This is a genomic window from Streptomyces pseudoechinosporeus (assembly GCF_054783935.1).
Map to the genome: position 1 here is coordinate 201,762 of NZ_BAAGPS010000024.1, position 15,134 is coordinate 216,895.

Below are 15,134 nucleotides of genomic sequence, written 5' to 3' on the forward strand. Positions count from 1 at the left end.
ACCGGCGGCACCCCCCTGGCGCGACTACGCGTCCCGATACGCCTCCAGCAACCGCAGCCACACCTCGCTCACCGTCGGGTAAGCCGGCACCGCGTGCCAGAGCCGGTCCACCGGTACCTCTCCGGCCACCGCGATCGTCGCCGAGTGGAGGAGTTCGCCGACGCCGGGACCGACGAAGGTGACACCGCGGAGAGTTTCGGTGTCGAGGTCGACGATCATGCGGGCCCGGCCGCGGTAGCCGTCGGCGTAGAGGCCGGCGCCCGCTACGGATGCGAGGTCGATGTCGACCGCGCGGACGCGGTGACCGGCCTGTTCGGCCTCGGCGAGGGAGAGGCCGACCGCGGCTGCCTCCGGGTCGGTGAAGACGACCTGGGGGACGGCGGCGTGGTCGGCGGTCGCCGCGTGGGCGCCCCAGGAGTCGGACTCCAGGAGGGGGACACCGGCGGCACGCGCGGCGATCGCGGCGCCCGCGATACGGGCCTGGTACTTGCCCTGATGGGTCAGCAGCGCACGGCGGTTGACGTCACCCACCCCGTACAGCCACTCGCTGCCCGTCACCCGGCAGCTGTCGTCGACCGGGAGCCAGGAGCCGGGCTCCAGACCGACCGTGTCCAGGCCGACGTCGTCGGTGCGCGGAGCGCGGCCGGTGGCGAAGAGGATCTCGTCGGCCTCGATACGGTCGCCCTTGTCCGTCACGACCACGACCGTCATGCCGTCCCGCGTCACCGACTCCACCGACGTGCCGGTCCGTACATCCGCGCCCGCCTCGATCAGCGCCTCGGCGACGAGTTCACCGGCGAAGGGCTCCATACGGGGCAGCAGGCCCTTGCCGCGGACGAGGACCGTGACCTGGGAGCCGAGTGCCTGCCAGGCGGTGGCCATCTCGACGCCGACGACACCGCCGCCGACGACCACAAGACGGCCCGGCACCGCCTGCGCACTGGTCGCCTCACGGCTCGTCCACGGCTTCACCCCGGCGATTCCCGGCAGTTCGGGCACGACGGCACGGCTGCCGGTGCAGACGGCCACGGCGTGCCGGGCGGTGAGCACATGCTGCTCACCCCCGGGTCCGGTGACCGTGACCCGGCGCGGCCCGGCGAGCCGCCCGTGCCCGCGGTAGAAGTCGGCGCCGATGCTGTCCAGCCATGCGATCTGGCCGTCGTCCTTCCAGTGGGAGGTGTAGTAGTCCCGGTGGGCGAGGACCGCGGCGGCGTCGAGGGGGCCCTGCACGGACTGCCGCAGGCCGGGCACCCTGCGCGCGTCGGCCCGGGCGATCACCGGGCGCAGCAGGGCCTTGCTGGGCATGCAGGCCCAGTACGAGCATTCGCCGCCGACCAGTTCGCTCTCCACGACCGCCGTGGAGAGACCGGCCGCGCGCGTGCGGTCGGCGACGTTCTCCCCCACGGGGCCGGCCCCGAGCACCACGACGTCGTACGCGATGGTTTCCGTTTCCGTCATGGGCCCAGTCTGGTTCATGGACTCAGTCTGGTGGGTGGTGTGCGCTGAAGCCACACGGGTACGCGCGCGGAATACGTCACCGACAGGCACCGTTGTGCACAGCGGCCACGCCCCGAAACCAGGAAGTGGGAATCAACGCCATGAGCAGCACCGTGGAGCTCACCAAGGACAACTTCGACCAGATGGTCACGGACAACGAATTCGTCCTGATCGACTTCTGGGCGTCCTGGTGCGGGCCCTGCCGGCAGTTCGCGCCCGTCTACGAGAAGGCCGCGGAGGCCAACCCCGACCTGGTCTTCGGCAAGGTGGACACCGAGGCGCAGCCGGAACTGGCCCAGGCCTTCAACATCCAGTCGATTCCGACGCTGATGATCGTCCGCGACCAGGTGGCGATCTTCGCCCAGCCCGGGGCGCTGCCCGAGGCCGCGCTGACGGACGTCATCGGCCAGGCCCGGAAGCTGGACATGGACGAGGTCCGCAAGTCCATCGAGGAGCAGCAGGCCCAGCCGGAGCAGTGACCGGGCCGGCTCACAGCGGCAGAGGCAGCGGCAGCCCCGTGTAGTTCGCGGCCAGTTCCGCGGCCGCGGGGCGGGACGCCGTGATCCGGCGCAACCTTGCGAGTTGCAGCCGGTGTTCGAAGGCGTCCCCGTCCGGGTCGGCGTGCAGCATCCGGGTCATGTCGTACGAGAAACGTGTCGCCTGCCATACCCGGTCCAGGCACAACTCCGAGTAGCGGTCGAGGAGTTGAGCCGAGCCGGTGCGGTGCAGCTCGATCAGGGCGCGGGCGAGGACGCGTACGTCGGACACCGCGAGGTTGAGCCCCTTCGCACCGGTCGGCGGCACGATGTGGGCGGCGTCCCCGGCGAGCAGCAGCCGTCCGTGGCGCATCGGCTCGTGGACGTAACTCCTCATCGAAGTAACGGACTTGGAGGTGATCGGCCCGCGCTCCAGGTGCCAGTCGGCGTCGATCGCGAAGCGGGCGGACAGCTCGTCCCAGATGCGCTCGTCCGGCCAGTCGTCCGGAGACGTGCCGTTGGGGACCTGGAGATACAGCCGCGAGAGGGAGGGCGAGCGCATGCTGTGCAGCGCGAAGCCTCCCTCGCCGCGCGCGTAGATCAACTCCTCGCAGGAGGGCGGCACATCGGCCAGGACGCCGAGCCAGGAGTACGGGTAGTCGTGCTCGTACGTGCGGCTCACGGCGGGCGGGAACGTGTCGCGAGAGATGCCGTGGAAGCCGTCGCAGCCGATCACCCAGTCGCAGGTGAGCGTCTGTTCACGGCCCTGACGTACGAAGCGTACGACGGGTGTGTCGCTCTCCGGCCCCTCGACCGCGACCGCCTCCGCCTCGAACAACAGCTGGGGGCCGTCGGCGAGTTGGAGCGCGATGAGGTCCTTCACGATCTCCGTCTGGGCGTAGATCGTGACGGTGCGGCCGCCGGTGAGGACCGGGAAGTCGATGTGGTGCCGCTCGCGGTCGAAGCGCAGCTCGATGCCGTTGTGGACCAGGCCGTCGACCTCCAGCCGGTCGGCGGCGCCGCACTCGCGCAGCGCGTCCACCGTGCCCTGCTCCAGCATTCCGGCCCGCTGGCGCTGCTCGACGTACGCGCGTGTTCTGCTCTCCAGGACGACACAGTCAAGACCTGCCCGGTGCAGCAGCCGGGCGAGCAGCAGGCCGGCGGGGCCGCCGCCGATGATGCCGATCGTGGTCCGCATGAACACGCCTCCCACGTACGCGAGTTGTCAGGTGGATGCACGGTGTACGACGGTCGCTCCCAGTACCTCGTGCGTTTCGGGCGTGACGCCGGCGTCACGCACCGCGCGGTCGACCAGTTCGGCGAGCTCCTGTCCGGACGGAAGCTCGATATGGACGGTGCTCAGGCGCGGACGCAGCAGCCGGCCGAGCATCAGGTCGTCGGCGCCGATGACGGCCGTGTCGTCCGGGATGCGGATGCCCTCGTCCTTCAGGGCGCTCATCAGGAGCATGGCGTACTCGTCGTTGTACGCGAACACGGCGTCCAGGCCCAGGGAGCTCCAGCCCTTGGCGAGTTGGGCCGCGGCCTCCTCCTCGTAGGCCAGCGGCACCTCGGTCACCGTGGCGTCCTTCCCGTGCAGCGCCTGGCGTACGCCTTCGAGCCGGGGCTTGGCGAAGAGCTCCAGGCCGGGGTCCTCGGGCATCAGGACGCCGACGCGGCGGCGGCCCCGGGCCAGCAGATGTGCTCCCGCGCAGCGGCCGACGACGCTGTGGTCCATGAGCAGCGCGTGGGCGCCCTCGACGCGCTCGGGTCCGAGCGTGAGGACGGCGCGGGCGCCGGAGCGTTTGAGGACGGCGACGCCCTGCGGGCCGAGTCCGCTGCCGGGCACCAGGACGGCGACCGGTCGCAGCTCCGCCCAGGCGCGGGCCGCCTCGTCGCCCTGGAGGCCGACACTGCCGTACTGCACGACGGTGTAGTCGAGGCGGCTGAGCGCCCACTGGAGTTCGTTGAAGAACTGGCTGTAGAGCGGGCCCGCCGGCACGGTCGGCGCGGGCATCAGCACCATGCGGCTGTGCCCGGCGCGCAGGCTACGGGCAGCGGCGTGCGGGACGTATCCGAGGTCCCTGGCCGCCTGGTGGACGCGGCGGCGCGTGGGCTCGCTGATCCGTACGGCGCTCGCATTGTTGAGGACGTAGGAGACGGTCGCGCGTGAGACTCCCGCCAGGCGGGCAACGTCGGCGCTCGTCGGCACGGAGCGCTGCGCGGGCAGGGGCGGGGCGGGCTGTTCCGGTATCTGCACCATGACGTATCGCATCTTTCCAGAAGCCCTCCGTGGCGCCTGTTGTGGGTCTCGGTTCGCCTCTGGGGCGCGGCAGCGCGTACGGAATCCGCTGGTGTACGAGGGAAGTTGCGCATCCTGTACCGGAAAGCACGCCCGGAGGTTACCGTTCGGTAATCAATGTGCTTCCGGAGGTGTCAGGTTATGGCTCCCGACCGTGCCCCAGGGCTGGCTCAGTGCGCTCGTGCCCTTGCCGAGGGCGAGGTGTCGTCGCGGGTGCTGGTCGAGGAGGCGCTGGCCAGGATCGAGGCGACGCAGGGCACGTTGAACGCGTTCCGGCTGGTGCGGGCCGAGGCGGCGCTCGCCGAGGCGGAGGCGGCGGACAAGGAGCTGGCGGCGGGGGTGCGGCGGCCGTTGCTCGGGGTGCCGGTGGCGGTGAAGGACGACATGGACGTGGCGGGCGAGCCGACGGCGTTCGGCTGCCGCGGGGAGTTCGAGCCGGTGGCCGAGGACGGCGAGGCGGTACGCAGGCTGCGGGCGGCCGGGGCGATCGTCGTGGGCAAGACGAACACCTGCGAGTTCGGGCAGTGGCCGTTCACCGAAGGGCCCGCCTTCGGTGAGACCCGCAACCCGTGGCACACCGGGCACACGCCGGGCGGCTCGTCCGGCGGTTCGGCGGCGGCGGTCGCGGCGGGACTGGTGCCGGCCGCGCTGGGCTCGGACGGCGCGGGTTCGGTACGGATCCCGGCCTCGTGGACACACCTGATCGGGATCAAGCCGCAGCGGGGCCGGATCTCGACCTGGCCGCGCGCGGAGTCCTTCCAGGGGATCACTGTGAACGGGACGCTGGCCCGCACCGTCGAGGACGCCGCGCTGCTCCTGGACGCGGCGAGCGGCAGTCACGCACGCGATCTGCACCGGCCGCCCGCGCTGTCCGTGTCGGAGGCGCTGGGCCGGGAGCCGGGCCGGCTGCGGATCGCGCTCTCGCTGAAGCCGCCGTTCACGGCGTTGCCCGCGCGGCTGCGGCCCGACGTACGGGCGCGGGTCGTCGCGCTCGCGGAGCGGCTGGCCGCGCTCGGGCACGAGGTCGAGGAGGCCGATCCGCCGTACGGGCAGATCGGGTTGACGTTCGTCCCGCGCGCCACCGCCGGGATCGCCGAGCGGGTCCGCGAGGCACCCCACCCCCATCTGCTCGACCGGCGCACGCGCGAGGCGGCCCGCGTGGGCCGGCTGCTCGGCGGGGCTCCGCTGCGGCTGGCGCGGCGTGCGGAAGCGATGCTGCACCGGCGTATCGGCGCGCTCTTCGAGACGTACGACGTGGTCCTCGCGCCGACGACAGCCGCTCCCCCGCCTCGGATCGGTGCCCTCGCGCAGCTGAACGGCCTGGGCACCGACCGCGCCATGATCGCCGCCTGCCCCTACGCCTGGCCGTGGAACGTGCTGGGCTGGCCCGGCGTGAACGTCCCCGCGGGCTTCGTCGACAACGCTCTGCCCGTGGGCGCGCAGCTCCTCGGCCCGGCGAACAGCGAACCGCTCCTCGTGTCGCTGGCCGCGCAGCTGGAGGCGGACCTGCGGTGGTACGAGCAGTGGCCGACACTTGAATTCGACGGCGCTGTACGGGAGTTCAGGCCGCCCGCCGCTTCGTAGGCGCCCCGCTCGGCGGGTGGGGACGGGCAGCCTCTACCGTGACCCGGATGACTGCCTTCACCGATGACGCCCAAGCTTCCGACGTCCCGGGCCGCTACGGTCCGTCGGCGACCACCGAGGCCGAGCCCCGCGAGGTGGGCCGGGTCCGTACGGAGTACTCGCCCGCGCACGACGGCGACCCGGACCCCGGCGAGATCGTCTGGACGTGGGTGCCCTTCGAGGAGAACGACGGCCGGGGCAAGGACCGCCCCGTGCTCGTGGTCGCCCGCGAGGCCGCCGGTACGTTCCTCGCCGTACAGCTGTCGAGCAAGCGGCACGACGGGGACCGGGAGTGGGTGCCGATCGGCAGCGGGCCGTGGGACCGCTCGGGGCGCGACTCGTGGGTGGCCGTGGACCGGGTGCTGCGGCTGCACGAGAAGGGGATGCGCCGCGAGGCGTGCGCGCTGGACCGGATGCGCTTCAACTCCGTGGTGCACCGGTTGCGGGAGCGCTACGGCTGGCGCTGAGCTCGGCTCTCGACTCTCGGCTCCCGTAGCGCGCCGGGCGCGGGCGCGAGGGCTCGGTCGTTTTCTCGCCCCCGCGCAACCTCTACGCGCCGCGGGGGACGCCACGCAGGCGCGCCCATGGCGCCACCCCTGTACGCGCCATGACCACGCCCCCGAGATCTCCCCCGTCGTGCTCATGAACGCATCGTGAGCGATCCTTGTACTGCGTCGCAACAGAGTTACCCGGCCCCAAGAACGTCGATACGCACTCTTGTGCGAAGCGGCGTGAGCGTCTTGGGTGGACGGGTGTGATTGCCGGGCCGGCCCATCCGACACCGGGCCGGCGGCATGGTGGAATCTCAGGAGGATCCCGACATGTCCGATTCGGAAAGTGACTGTGCGGAGCGCCGCTCCGCCGTCACCGAGGCCGAAGTGGAGGCCCTGGTCCGGGGCATCTGCTTCAAGACCGGGCCACCCCGTTTCCTCGGTGTCGAAGTGGAATGGTTCATCCGCGAGCTGCACCTCCCGCGGCTCCCCGTAAGACCCGAACGACTCGAAGCGGCGTACGCCGCACTGCGGACCCTGCCCTTACGGTCGACGCTCACCGTCGAACCCGGCGGCCAGCTGGAGCTCAGCTCCCCCGCCGCCGCCTCCCTGATGGAGTGCATCGGGTCCGTCTCCGCCGACCTCGACGCCGTACGCGCGGTACTGCGTGAGGCCGGCCTCGGCCTCACCGGAGTAGGCCAGGATCCCTGGCACCCGCCCACCCGTTTCCTCCATGAGCCGCGCTATGACGCCATGGAGAGATACCTCGACCGTACGGGCCCCGAGGGCCGCGCCATGATGTGCAGCTCGGCCTCCGTCCAGGTGTGTCTGGACGCCGGGTACGAGGAGCCGGGCCCCCTCGGGCACGGACGGCGCTGGTGGCTTGCGCACCAGTTGGGCGCGGTCCTGGTGGCCGCCTTCGCCCACTCGCCGCTGGCCCGGGGGCGGCACACCGGCTGGCGCTCGTCCCGGCAGTCCCTGTGGACCGCGATGGAGCCGGGGCGCTCGAGTGCTCCGCCCCTCGACGGCGATCCGCGGACGGCCTGGGCACGGCATGTGCTCGACGCGCCGGTGATGTGCGTACGGGGACGGGACGGCGACGCCTGGGACGTACCGGACGGCCTGAGTTTCCGGGCGTGGACCCGGTCCGGCGCGCCGCCGGGCCGGGAGGATCTCGACTACCACCTGACGACCCTGTTCCCGCCGGTCCGTCCGCGTGGCCATCTGGAGCTCCGCATGATCGACGCGCAGCCGGGCGACGACGGATGGATCGTGCCACTCGCCGTGGCGGCGGCGCTGTTCGACGACGCGGAGGCCGCCGAGACCGCCTATCGGACTGTCAAACCCCTTGCGGAGCGGGCCGATTCGCTGGCCGCTCCGCGCAATCCGCTGTGGGTCGCGGCAGCCCGGTCGGGCCTTGCCGATCCGGAGCTGCGCGAGGCGGCGGTCACCTGTTTCGCGGCGGCGGCCGAGGCCCTGCCCCGGCTCGGTGCCACCGCCGAAGTCCAGGAAGCCGTCGCGCAGTTCACCGACCGCTACGTGGCCCGGGGCCGCTGCCCGGCCGACGACCTGCTCGACGCCGCCGACTTACACGCCACCGAACTGGAGACCATCGACCTGGACGCCACCGCCCTGATCGACCGCGCCCACGGCACGCAACACCCGCACCACGGGAAGGACATCCGCACATGACCGCCCCCGACCTCACCGACCCGGAGACGCTCAGGGAGCGCGCCCTGGCGGCGCTGACCACGGCCCGCGACCGCACCGCGCTGCTGACCTCGTGCGTGGAGGATCCCGATCTCACCGCGCAGCACTCGCCGTTGATGTCCCCGCTGGTCTGGGACCTCGCACACATCGGCAACCAGGAGGAGATGTGGCTGCTGCGGGAGGTCGCGGGACGTGACGCGATGCGCCCCGAGATCGACGGACTGTACGACGCGTTCGAGCACCCGCGCGCCGAACGGCCCTCCCTACCGCTGCTGCCGCCGGACGAGGCACGCCGCTATGCCGCCGAGGTGCGCGGTCGGGCGCTGGACGTCCTGGAGAGCTCTCGCTTCCGCGGTACGCCGCTGACCGAGGCGGGCTTCGCCTTCGGCATGATCGCGCAGCACGAACAGCAGCACGACGAGACCATGCTGATCACCCATCAGCTGCGCAAGGGGCCCGCAGCTCTCACGGCGCCGGATCCCGCGCCCGCGCCGCCGTTCACCGGACCGGCCGAAGTCCTGGTCCCCGGCGGCCCGTTCACGATGGGCACCTCGGCCGAGCCCTGGGCGCTGGACAACGAGCGGCCCGCGCACCAGCGTCTCGTACCGCCGTTCTTCATCGACACCACGCCGGTGACGAACGCCGCGTACCAGGCGTTCATCGCGGACGGCGGCTACGGCGACCCGCGCTGGTGGGCCCCCGACGGCTGGACCCACATCCGTACGCACTCCATCGAGGCGCCGCTGTTCTGGCACCGCGAGGGTGGTCAGTGGCTGCGCCGGCGCTTCGGCGTCACCGAGGTCGTACCGCCCGACGAGCCGGTGCTGCACGTCAGCTGGTACGAGGCGGACGCCTACGCACGCTGGGCCGGGCGGCGGCTGCCCACCGAGACCGAGTGGGAGAAGGCGGCCCGGCACGACCCGGCGGCCGACCGCTCCACGCGCTACCCGTGGGGCGACGCCGACCCGACGCCCGAGCACGCCAACCTCGGCCAGCGACATCTGCGGCCCGCCCCCGCCGGGAGCTATCCGGCGGGTGAATCACCGCTAGGCGTACGGCAGTTGATCGGTGACGTGTGGGAGTGGACGGCGAGCGACTTCCTGCCGTATCCGGGGTTCACGGCCTTCCCGTACAAGGAGTACTCGGAGGTGTTCTTCGGGCCGGAGCACAAGGTGCTGCGCGGCGGCTCGTTCGCGGTCGACCCGGTGGCCTGCCGGGGGACGTTCCGCAACTGGGACTATCCGATCCGGCGGCAGATCTTCTCCGGGTTCCGTACCGCACGCGACGCCGCCGCGGAGACCGCCTGATGTGCCGTCACCTCGCCTACCTGGGACCCGAGGAGCCGCTCGGCCGACTCCTCGTGGAACCGGCGCACAGTCTGTTCCGCCAGTCGTGGGCACCGCGCAGGCAGCGGCACGGGACCGTCAACGCCGATGGTTTCGGGGTCGGTTGGTACGCCGAAGGGGATCCGGTGCCCGGGCGCTACCGGCGTACGGGCCCCATCTGGGGCGACCAGTCCTTCGCCGACCTGGCGCGGGTGGTGCGCTCGGGCGCGCTGCTCGCCGCGGTGCGCGACGCGACCGTGGCGGGCGCCGACGGGGAGGCCGCGGCGGCCCCGTACTCCGCGGGCCCCTGGCTGTTCAGCCACAACGGCGCGATCAGCGGCTGGCCGCGCTCCCTGGCCCCGCTCGCGCAGACCCTGCCGCCCGCCGAACTGCTGTCACTGGAGGCACGCTGCGACTCGGCCCTCGTCTGGGCCCTGATCCTGAACCGGCTGCGCGCCGGCGACGCTAGTGAGCCGGAGGGGCGCGCCGGTGTCGAGGGGGCATGGGGGTCTCCCCGCGCATGGGGGTCCCCCCGCGCATGGGGGTCCCCCCGCTCGAGCGAAGCCGAGAGTGGGGGAGAAGCCGAGAGTGGGGGAGCGTGGAGGCCCGAAAGGCTGAGCACGGTCGCGGCCTCGACACCGGCTGTAGCGCCCCGGAGGCGAACCAAACAACTCGAGGCGGGGCAGGCGCTCGCCGACACGGTCCTGGACATCGCGGCCGCCGCCCCCGGCTCGCGGCTCAACCTCCTGCTCACCAATGGCGAGACGATCGCCGCGACCGCCTGGGGCGACACCCTCTGGTATCTCACCGAACCCGGCCGACGCACCGTCGTGGCCTCCGAGCCGTACGACGACGATCCGCACTGGCAGGAAGTGCCCGACCGCACCCTGCTGGCCGCGAGCCGCACCGATGTCCTGCTCACACCACTCAAGGACGTCGACGAACCCATGGCAGAACGCCTGGCATCCTCCCCCACTCTCGGCTCCGCTCGAGCGGGGGGACCCCCATCGCACAAGGAGCCCAGTACGTGAGCCCGTTCCTGGTCACCCGCACCCTGCCCGAGGACGCCACCGAAGCCGCACTGCGCGCCGACGTCCTGCACGGCCTGACCCGTACGCCCAAGACCCTGCCGCCGAAGTGGTTCTACGACGCCCATGGCAGCGAGCTCTTCGAGAAGATCACCGAACTGCCCGAGTACTACCCCACGCGCGCGGAGCGCGAGATCCTCGTCGCCCGCGCTGCCGAGATCGCCGACGCGACCGGGGCGCGCACCCTGGTCGAGCTGGGTTCCGGTTCCTCCGACAAGACCCGGCATCTGCTCGACGCGCTGCCCGGTCTGCACACGTACGTGCCGGTCGACGTGAGCGAGAGCGCGCTCACGCAGGCCGGACAGGCGCTGATCGCCGAGCACCCGTCGCTTGCCGTCCACGCGCTGATCGCCGACTTCACCGGCGGCCTCACCTTGCCCGGCACACCCGGGCCGCGGCTCGTCGCGTTCCTGGGCGGCACGATCGGCAACTTGCTGCCCGCCGAACGGGCCACATTCCTGGCATCCGTACGCGCCCTCCTCTCCCCCGGCGACGCCCTGCTGCTCGGCACCGACCTGGTGAAGGACGAGTCCGTACTGGTCGACGCTTACGACGACGCGGCGGGAGTGACGGCGGCGTTCAACAAGAACGTCCTCTCCGTCGTCAATCGCGAACTCGGCGCCGACTTCGACCCCGCCGACTTCGCCCATGTCGCCCTCTGGGACGCCGAGCAGGAGTGGATCGAGATGCGGCTGCGCGCGCGTTCACCGCTGACCGTGAAGATCCCCGTGCTCGATCTCGCCGTCGACTTCGCGGCCGGTGAGGAGCTGCGGACCGAGGTGTCGGCGAAGTTCCGCGAGGAGGGCGTACGCGGTGAAATGGCCGCGGCCGGGCTGGAGATGACGCACTGGTGGACGGACGAGGAGGGACGGTTCGCGCTGTCGCTGAGCATGGCCCGGTGACGGGTCGCGGTCCTCCGCCTCGTACGGCACGGTGGGAATGACGCGTGGCACACCCGCCACCGCGGAGAGGAGCACCCGCATGACTGATCACACGTACCGGGTCACCGAGATCGTCGGCACCTCACCCGACGGCGTCGACCAGGCGATCCGCAACGGGATCGCCAGGGCCTCCCAAACCCTGCGCCACCTGGACTGGTTCGAGGTCACGGAGGTCCGCGGCCAGATCGAGAACGGGCAGATCGAGCACTACCAGGTCGGTCTGAAGGTGGGCTTCCGGCTGGAGGAGGGGGAGTGACCTGGGAGTGACCCCTCCCGGTCCCGCCCTCCTTCAGCAGCCGGACCGGCTCAGGTGCGTCCCTCTCGCTCCTGCGCCACTTTCAGCGCCGCGGACGGGGTCGCCCAGCGCGCCCGTACGACCGTGAAGCCGACCCGCTCGGCGTCCTCGCACACCAACTCGTCGTCGTCCACAAGCACCCGGACCTCGCGGTTCCGGGCGAGCCCGCGGAGGATCTCCAGCTTGGTACGCCGGGCGGGCCGGCGGTCGTTGTCGCGCCGCATCCAGATACGGCCCTCGGGCAGTCCCTGCGTGGCGAGCCAGTCCGCCGTGTCCACCCGGCACCGCTCGGGCCGCCCGGTCAGATAGACGACCTCGCACTCCTCGGCGTGCGCCAGCACCAACGCCACCCCTTCCGCGAGCGGCGGATCATGCGGCGCCGCCGCGAAGAAGGCGTCCCAGTCCCGCGGCCTGCGCTCCAGGAAGCGCTGCCGGTGCGCGGTGTCGGAGAGCGTGTTGTCGAGGTCGAACACGGCGAGTGGCTGCGCCTGGCCCGAACCGGTGGGAGGCCTGCGGTTGTTGTCTGTCACGCCGACAAGACTAGAGCTCGGCTGGAAATGCCGGTTCAAAGCTGCGGGCTGTATGGCTGGTCGCGCAGTTCCCCGCGCCCCTGAAGGGGCGCACCCGGAGCCGCCGGCCCCAACGTGCCCGCACCCTCCCACCGGCGGGAGGGGTCGTGGGCCGGTGCGTCGTATGCCCGTCGCGTAGGTTCGGTCTCGGAGAACCAGGACCGTCTACCAGCCCAGGGTCGTATGCCCGGCCTGCGACGGGCTGACGCACCGGCCCACGGCCCCGCACCCACCACGCACCCAGGGGCGCGGGGAACGGCGCGAGCAACCACCACGAACCCGCAGCCGCCCCACCGCCGGAGGCACCCCGCGGGGAACGGCGCGACCAGCCACGACGACGCCGCAGTCAAAACACGACCTGTTACCCCCGCCCCCCTTGGGGGGCTCAGGGGCGCAGCCCCTAGGAGTCCCCTCAAAGCTCAGGGGCCACGCTCAACTCCGCCCAGATGATCTTGCCGAACGGCGTCTGGCGGGTGCCCCAGCTTTCGGTGAGCTGCGCAACAAGAAGGAGGCCCCGGCCGCCCTCGTCGAAGACGCGGGCACGGCGCAGATGGGGTGCGGTGTTGCTGCCGTCGGAGACCTCGCAGATGAGGACCGCATCCCGGATCAGGCGGAGCCTTATGGGGTCGCCGCCGTAGCGGATGGCGTTGGTGACGAGTTCGCTGACCACCAGTTCCGTGGTGAACACGGCCTCTTCCAGTCCCCAGGCGGCGAGTTGAGCGGACGCGAACTTGCGGGCCTCGGCGACGATCTGCGGATTGTTCGGCAGGTCCCAGGTCGCCACTCGGGTGGTGTCGAGGACACGGGTCCTGGCCAGCAGGATGGCGACGTCGTCCACGGGACGGCCGGACAGCAGCTCGTCCAGCAGGTCGTCGCACAACTTCTCCAAGGAGCGGACGGGTTGCCCGAGCACCCGGCCCATGAGGGCGAGGCCGGTGTCGATGTTCCGGTCCCTCGCCTCGATCAGTCCGTCGGTGTAGAGGGCGAGCAGGCTGCCTTCCGCAAGCTCGAACTCCGAGATCTCGAAGGGCAGTCCGCCGAGGCCGAGCGGCGGGCCGACGGGCAGGTCCGGAAAGGCGACCGTGCCGTCGGGCGTCACCACGGCGGGCAGCACATGCCCCGCGCTGGCGAGCGAGCAGCTCCGGGACACGGGGTCGTACACCGCGTACAGGCAGGTGGCGCTCAACTCCCCGACCGGCCGGGCCTCGGCGACGGAGCCGGGTGCGCTGGGCTCCTCGCGGGCCAGCCGGATCACCACGTCGTCGAGCTGCGTGAGCAACTCGTCCGGCCGCAGGTCGACATCGGCCAGCGTACGCACCGCGGTCCGCAACTGCGCCATGGTGGCCGAGGCCCGCAGCCCGTGGCCGACCACGTCGCCCACCACGAGCGCCACCCGGGCACCGGACAGGGGGATCACGTCGAACCAGTCGCCGCCCACCCCCGCGCGCGTACCGGCCGGCAGATAGCGGGTGGCCACGTCCACGGCGGACTGCACCGGCGTGCCGCGCTGCAGCAGGCTGCGCTGGAGGGTCACCGCGGTGGCCCGCTCACGGGAGTAGCGGCGGGCGTTGTCGATACTCAGGGCCGCCCTGGTCGCGATCTCCCGCGCCAGCAGCAGATCCTCGTCGTCGAAGGGCTCGGCAATGCGGTGACGATGGAACTGGGCCAGCCCGAGCGTCACGCCCCGGGCCTGCAGCGGAACGACCAGCAGGGCATGGATCCCCTGGGTGATGACGCTGCGCGCACGGTCCGCATCCGCGGTCAGCCACGCCGGGAGGCTCGCGCTGTCGAGCCGGTGCTGGGAGGGACGGCTGACGGCGAGGGCTTTGGCCTGTGGTGAGTCGGCGGCGTAGACGTGCCGCTGTCCGATCTCGACGGTGGCCTCCGGGCAGCCCCTCAGTACGGATGCCTGGGCGCACCGGCGGAAGACCAGCGGGCCCGCGCCCGGCGTGAGGTCCGTCTCGACGTTCTGGAAGAGGTCGTCGAGCAGATCGACGAGGACGAAGTCGGCGAACCCCTCGATGCCGATCTCGGCGAGTTCCTGGGCGGTGCGCGTGACGTCGAGGGTGGTTCCGACGCTGAGGCTCGCCGCGTTCACCACGGACATCCGTCGCCGCGCCCAGTACTGCTCGGTGGTGTCGTACACGGCGGCGGCAACGCCCCGGGCGCGGCCCTGCGGGTCCTTGAGCGGGAACAGCAGGGAGGACCAGGAGCGCTCGCGTCTCGTCCCCAGGGTCCGCACATAGGCCTGGTGGCGGACGACGTCTCCGGTTCGCATGGCCTCTTCTGCCAGATGGGGGATCTCGTCGAGGCCGTCGACGAGATCACCGGTGGTCCGCTCGGCGAGGCCGCGGCCCCGAAGCTGGTCCTCTGTCGCTCCCGACATGGCGGTGAAGGCTTCATTGGTGCGTACGATCCTGCCGTCGTCGTCGCACACGACCACGGCGATGGGCAGCTGCTCGATCGCCCAGCGGTTCAGGGTCTCGGGGGCGGGTTCGTCGGCCGCGGTGGCCGCGACGATCCACAGCGGGTCGTCGTCGGCGCCGGTCAGCGGGCGGAGGTGGGCGAGCAGCTCGAGGCGCCGCCCCTCGCGGGTGCGGACCACGGCGCCACCGCTCCACGCCGTACGGGAGGCGCAGGCGCCACGGACCGCGTACGGAAGCTCGGCGGTCAGCAGTTCCCGGGCGTCACGGCCCACGGCGTCCGCGGAGTCGTGACCGAGCAGCCGCCGGGCGCCCTCGCTCCAGGCCAGAATCCGCCCCCCGCCGTCCACGACGGCGGTCGCTTCCCACCCCGAGCCGAATACGTCTGGGTCCATGA

The 15,134-nt window shown here is 71.9% G+C and carries 13 protein-coding genes; 8 read left to right on the forward strand and 5 right to left on the reverse strand.

What is annotated here, in order from left to right; translation table 11 throughout:
* Positions 1-24: 24 nt before the first annotated feature.
* A complete protein-coding gene (locus ACYVO6_RS26315; protein WP_461065224.1) occupies positions 25-1,458 on the reverse strand; it encodes a dihydrolipoyl dehydrogenase family protein in 1,434 nt (477 codons plus the stop codon).
* A gap of 140 nt (positions 1,459-1,598) precedes the next feature.
* Here ACYVO6_RS26315 and trxA point away from each other — a divergent pair, with 140 nt between their 5' ends.
* Positions 1,599-1,976 (forward strand): thioredoxin, encoded by a 378-nt coding sequence (trxA, locus tag ACYVO6_RS26320; RefSeq protein ID WP_461065226.1) that lies wholly within the window; start codon positions 1,599-1,601, stop codon positions 1,974-1,976.
* A gap of 10 nt (positions 1,977-1,986) precedes the next feature.
* On the opposite strand, the gene ACYVO6_RS26325 is transcribed toward trxA, so the two are convergent.
* Complete coding sequence (locus tag ACYVO6_RS26325) at positions 1,987-3,171, reverse strand: 4-hydroxybenzoate 3-monooxygenase (protein WP_461065228.1); 1,185 nt, start codon at positions 3,169-3,171, stop codon at positions 1,987-1,989.
* Between the two features lie 27 nt (positions 3,172-3,198).
* Positions 3,199-4,233 (reverse strand): LacI family DNA-binding transcriptional regulator, encoded by a 1,035-nt coding sequence (locus ACYVO6_RS26330; RefSeq protein WP_461065230.1) that lies wholly within the window; start codon positions 4,231-4,233, stop codon positions 3,199-3,201.
* A 180-nt stretch (positions 4,234-4,413) separates the two neighbouring features.
* Between ACYVO6_RS26330 and ACYVO6_RS26335 the strand changes: the two genes are divergently transcribed.
* From ACYVO6_RS26335 to ACYVO6_RS26365, 7 genes are all read left to right on the forward strand, one after another.
* Positions 4,414-5,856 carry an amidase gene (locus ACYVO6_RS26335; protein ID WP_461065232.1) on the forward strand — a complete coding sequence of 481 codons (1,443 nt, stop codon included), beginning with the start codon at positions 4,414-4,416 and terminating at the stop codon, positions 5,854-5,856.
* Positions 5,857-5,903: 47 nt separating this feature from the next.
* Positions 5,904-6,362, forward strand: a complete 459-nt coding sequence (locus tag ACYVO6_RS26340) for a type II toxin-antitoxin system PemK/MazF family toxin (RefSeq protein WP_461065234.1) — start codon at positions 5,904-5,906, stop codon at positions 6,360-6,362.
* Between the two features lie 354 nt (positions 6,363-6,716).
* Positions 6,717-8,078 carry an ergothioneine biosynthesis glutamate--cysteine ligase EgtA gene (egtA, locus tag ACYVO6_RS26345; RefSeq protein WP_461065236.1) on the forward strand — a complete coding sequence of 454 codons (1,362 nt, stop codon included), beginning with the start codon at positions 6,717-6,719 and terminating at the stop codon, positions 8,076-8,078.
* Positions 8,075-9,403, forward strand: a complete 1,329-nt coding sequence (egtB, locus tag ACYVO6_RS26350) for an ergothioneine biosynthesis protein EgtB (protein WP_461065238.1) — start codon at positions 8,075-8,077, stop codon at positions 9,401-9,403. The genes egtA and egtB overlap by 4 nt, the downstream gene beginning before the upstream one ends.
* Positions 9,403-10,452 carry an ergothioneine biosynthesis protein EgtC gene (egtC, locus tag ACYVO6_RS26355; RefSeq protein ID WP_461065240.1) on the forward strand — a complete coding sequence of 350 codons (1,050 nt, stop codon included), beginning with the start codon at positions 9,403-9,405 and terminating at the stop codon, positions 10,450-10,452. The genes egtB and egtC overlap by 1 nt, the downstream gene beginning before the upstream one ends.
* Entirely contained in the window at positions 10,449-11,411 is a 963-nt protein-coding gene (gene egtD / locus ACYVO6_RS26360) for an L-histidine N(alpha)-methyltransferase (RefSeq protein WP_461065242.1), read from the forward strand. The genes egtC and egtD overlap by 4 nt, the downstream gene beginning before the upstream one ends.
* Positions 11,412-11,490: 79 nt before the next feature.
* Positions 11,491-11,706 (forward strand): dodecin, encoded by a 216-nt coding sequence (locus ACYVO6_RS26365; protein ID WP_461065244.1) that lies wholly within the window; start codon positions 11,491-11,493, stop codon positions 11,704-11,706.
* A gap of 50 nt (positions 11,707-11,756) precedes the next feature.
* On the opposite strand, the gene ACYVO6_RS26370 is transcribed toward ACYVO6_RS26365, so the two are convergent.
* Both ACYVO6_RS26370 and ACYVO6_RS26375 read right to left on the reverse strand, forming a co-directional pair.
* Positions 11,757-12,275, reverse strand: a complete 519-nt coding sequence (locus ACYVO6_RS26370) for a phosphatase domain-containing protein (RefSeq protein ID WP_461065246.1) — start codon at positions 12,273-12,275, stop codon at positions 11,757-11,759.
* A 451-nt stretch (positions 12,276-12,726) separates the two neighbouring features.
* Entirely contained in the window at positions 12,727-15,132 is a 2,406-nt protein-coding gene (locus ACYVO6_RS26375) for a SpoIIE family protein phosphatase (RefSeq protein ID WP_461065248.1), read from the reverse strand.
* Positions 15,133-15,134: the final 2 nt, after the last annotated feature.

Bases quoted from the DNA above. Each gene is read 5' to 3' on its own strand.
- ACYVO6_RS26315 (WP_461065224.1), bottom strand. From the start codon at position 1,458: ATGACGGAAACGGAAACCATCGCGTACGACGTCGTGGTGCTCGGGGCC.
- trxA (WP_461065226.1), top strand. From the start codon at position 1,599: ATGAGCAGCACCGTGGAGCTCACCAAGGACAACTTCGACCAGATGGTC.
- ACYVO6_RS26325 (WP_461065228.1), bottom strand. From the start codon at position 3,171: ATGCGGACCACGATCGGCATCATCGGCGGCGGCCCCGCCGGCCTGCTG.
- ACYVO6_RS26330 (WP_461065230.1), bottom strand. From the start codon at position 4,233: ATGGTGCAGATACCGGAACAGCCCGCCCCGCCCCTGCCCGCGCAGCGC.
- ACYVO6_RS26335 (WP_461065232.1), top strand. From the start codon at position 4,414: ATGGCTCCCGACCGTGCCCCAGGGCTGGCTCAGTGCGCTCGTGCCCTT.
- ACYVO6_RS26340 (WP_461065234.1), top strand. From the start codon at position 5,904: ATGACTGCCTTCACCGATGACGCCCAAGCTTCCGACGTCCCGGGCCGC.
- egtA (WP_461065236.1), top strand. From the start codon at position 6,717: ATGTCCGATTCGGAAAGTGACTGTGCGGAGCGCCGCTCCGCCGTCACC.
- egtB (WP_461065238.1), top strand. From the start codon at position 8,075: ATGACCGCCCCCGACCTCACCGACCCGGAGACGCTCAGGGAGCGCGCC.
- egtC (WP_461065240.1), top strand. From the start codon at position 9,403: ATGTGCCGTCACCTCGCCTACCTGGGACCCGAGGAGCCGCTCGGCCGA.
- ACYVO6_RS26365 (WP_461065244.1), top strand. From the start codon at position 11,491: ATGACTGATCACACGTACCGGGTCACCGAGATCGTCGGCACCTCACCC.
- ACYVO6_RS26375 (WP_461065248.1), bottom strand. From the start codon at position 15,132: ATGGACCCAGACGTATTCGGCTCGGGGTGGGAAGCGACCGCCGTCGTG.